We start from the raw sequence: 3,245 nt of genomic DNA on the forward strand, positions 1-3,245 counted from the left end.
AGGACGTACCGGCCGTGCCGGGCGTTCGCCAGGTGCGCAAGCGGAGCAGGCAGCTTCAGGGACACTTCGCCCTCAGGCGTGACGCGGATCGTCTCATTGCCGAACCGCTTGCCCGATTCGCCGTCCGCCTGCAGGAACCAGCGCGATGCCTCCCAACGACGCCGCCATGCGTGCCCGGTGAGCTGCGCCGCCTCGAGGTGGTGTCGGGTGGTGAGCAGGCGTTTACCGCCCCGCACCACCCGCACCCGCCCCACCTCGTGATCGGCCCGCTCCCGCTCCAGCCGATCCTTCAGCAGACGCAGCCGCCGGGACTTGTGGAACCACTCCTGCCGGGTGCGGTATCCGCCAGGCGCCCGCTTCGAGCCCTTCTCGCCCACCGGCAGCGACAACCGGTGCGCGATCGTCTTGATACCGGCCTCAAGGCCGTGGATGTGCCCGAGCTGGGCACGCCGGGACAGCGCCCACTGATCATGCGTGGCCTTGGTGATGCTCCCGGCCCACCGCGACGAAGACTCCCCCGTCAGGGCCCGCTTGCGCTCCGCCCACCTATCCGCGGAGTGCTCCAGACCGTCGGCGCACCGGCGTTTGAGGTCCCTTGCGGCCAGCGAGCCCAGGTGCGCGCCCACCAGGCGCAACACCTCCTCGTCGGCGGTGCTCAGGTGGCCCAGACGGGTCCGGATCGCCACGCCGGACGGGCCGACGGCCACGAAGGGAGCAGCGATCGTGCGCAACGACTCATCACGCATCGATGTACTCCCTCCCCAACGCTCGATCGGCAACAGGAAGAACGGTACGGGCGGGCACTGACATTTAGCGCCCGCCCATGCGCCGTGCGCGCTGCACCACCACGAACCAGTACACGCTCGTGCACACTCACACACACTCCTGCACATCCGAAACCGAACAGCTCCCAACCCCCGCTGGTCGAGCTCGCGCAGGAACCCGTACAGCCCGCGCGCATAGGCGGCCATCGAAGAGGGGACCGCCACCAGGGCGTGCGCCCTTCACCGGGGTGGTGTCGGCGAAGGAGGCAGGCAGAAAGACGCCCACCCGGTGCCCCAGCTCCTGCGCCAGCTCCGCTTCGGAGACGACCTTCTCCGGCTCGACGAGGACGACCCGCGCACGCGGCGCGTAGTGCGACGGATGCTGGCCCGGCACCCGAACGCGGCTGGTCGAGGGGACCGCGAGCGGGCCTCCCAGCACCGCTTCGAGGTCCTCACGCGTCACCCCGCCCGGCCGAAGGATGCCCGGGATCTCCTCCGTGGCGTCGACGATGGTCGACTCGACGCCGACCGCGCAGGGGCCGCCGTCCAGCACGAAGTCGACAGCATGACCGAGTTCGGCACGGACATGGTCCGCCGTCGTGGGGCTGACCGCGCCGAAGCGGTTGGCGGACGGGGCCGTGACACCGCCGCCGAAGGCCGACAGCAGCGCGAGGGCGACGGGGTGGTCGGGCACGCGCACGGCCACCGTCTCCAAACCACCCGTCGCTTCGAGAGGCACGCGGGAACCGCGCTGCAGGACCAGCGTGAGCGGCCCCGGCCAGAAGTGGTCGGCCAGCAAGCGCGCCGCCTGCGGCACGTCCTGGACCCAGTTGTCCAGCTGCTCCGCGCCAGCGATGTGGACGATCAGCGGGTGGGAGGGCGGGCGTCCCTTGACTTGGAAGATGCGCGCGACGGCGGCGGGGTCCTCGGCGTTGGCGCCGAGTCCGTAGACGGTCTCGGTCGGGAGGGCCACCAGGCCGCCGGTGCGCAGCACACCGGCCGCCTTCTCGATGTCACTGGTTCTAGCCGTCGCCCTTGCAATCCTAGGAGCACAAAGGCCCGGCGACAGTCATGATCAATCTCAGGGCCAACCACGGTGGCTGCCTTCCCCCAGGGTCGTATCACCGGGGGAGGCGGGCGTGGATGGTTTCACCCCGGCCGGTTCCCGGGGTGATGGCCACCTTGGTGGTGAGCTCAGCGTCTGCCCGCCGGGCCGGGATTCAACCAAGCACAGCACTCTTCCGGGTGTATTCAGGGCAGAAATCCCAGCAAGGGCCACGGAGGAAATCTGTCACGGCGATGGTAGACATTGACGGCCCGCAGGGTTACCGTTTCTGTCATACCCAGGAAGTCGAAGGGGGCACGGCAGAGACGAACTGCCGTGCATGCGGGTCGAGCAGGACGCGGTCCTCAAGGGCCGCGAGCAGTACCCGCGTTATCCAGCAGTACGACCGAGTAACCGAAGGTAAGGAGCAGAACGCCATCAGGATCGCCCGGGCGAGGAAGAAGTCCGCCCGGGTACCGCAAGGCCCCGGATTGGAAGGTGGTCCCCGGTCAAGCATCAGCGATCCCCGCAGCCCCGCCCTCCCAGGCGGAACCTGCGGACACAGAAGGCCGGCGCAGTGTGCCGGTAGATGGTGTTGAAAGCTCGGGGCCCGGGTGGCAGTACGCACCCGGGCCCCCCGACGCGTCCGCTGAAAGAAGAGGTCTATGCCCCCTGCCCGTTCCCGTCCCGTCGACCATCTCGACGATGACGACTACCCCGCCTACACCATGGGCCGGGCCGCCGAGATGCTCGGCACCACCCCCGCCTTCCTCCGCGCCCTCGGCGAACACCGCCTGATCACCCCCCTGCGCTCCGAAGGCGGCCACCGCCGCTACTCCCGCTACCAGCTGCGCATCGCCGCCCGCGCCCGCGAACTCGTCGACCAGGGCACTCCCATCGAGGCCGCCTGCCGCATCGTCGTCCTCGAAGACCAACTCGAAGAAGCCCAGCGCATCAACGAACAACTGCGCACCCGGGACAGCGAGTCACAGCCGAAGACCTCGGGCTGACCAGAACGCCAGGCGCGTCCCGCGCAGTTTGATTTCCACGCTCAACCTGCGAAAGGTCACTTGCCGGCACTTCGCTTGATCGGAGATTGCGTCCCGGCGGTGTCCGTGGCGGGGGATGAACCGGCGCCCGCACACAGGGCAGCGGACCTGCACCGCCTCGCCGCCCTCGAAGGTGAGCTCCCGCCACGCCTCCCTACGGTCCCTAAAACGCTATGCACTGCCCGGGGGCGACGCTGTCGCCTGCCATGTCACCGAACGGCGCCCGGCCGCCCGTCGACGAAGCTCGGAGCACTTCCGGTACTCGGACGACACCACAGTCGGGCGGCATAGTCCCACCCATGAGGGCCGGGGCTGTCAAGCGTAGAAATGGTCCCGACCCTCGGCTTTTGTTCTTCGCCGAGGCGCTTTCGTTTGTGGGTGGTCTCC

1 protein-coding gene and 2 pseudogenes are annotated in these 3,245 nt (G+C 69.1%); 1 reads left to right on the forward strand and 2 read right to left on the reverse strand.

From position 1 onward, the window contains the following. Positions 1–746: pseudogene (locus ACWDA7_RS51505) on the reverse strand (IS200/IS605 family accessory protein TnpB-related protein); the annotation flags it as partial. 168 nt (positions 747–914) lie between these two features. Then, positions 915–1,758: pseudogene (locus ACWDA7_RS51510) on the reverse strand (L-threonylcarbamoyladenylate synthase); the annotation flags it as partial. 716 nt (positions 1,759–2,474) lie between these two features. Between ACWDA7_RS51510 and ACWDA7_RS51515 the strand changes: the two are divergent. Further along, complete coding sequence (locus ACWDA7_RS51515) at positions 2,475–2,819, forward strand: MerR family transcriptional regulator (protein WP_450614974.1); 345 nt, start codon at positions 2,475–2,477, stop codon at positions 2,817–2,819. The last annotated feature ends 426 nt before the right edge of the window (positions 2,820–3,245 follow it).

Source organism: Streptomyces sp. NPDC001156 (assembly GCF_053598275.1).

What these genes read in the sequence shown, in the direction of transcription:
- ACWDA7_RS51515 (WP_450614974.1), top strand. Translation starts at nt 2,475, where the DNA reads ATGCCCCCTGCCCGTTCCCGTCCCGTCGACCATCTCGACGATGACGAC.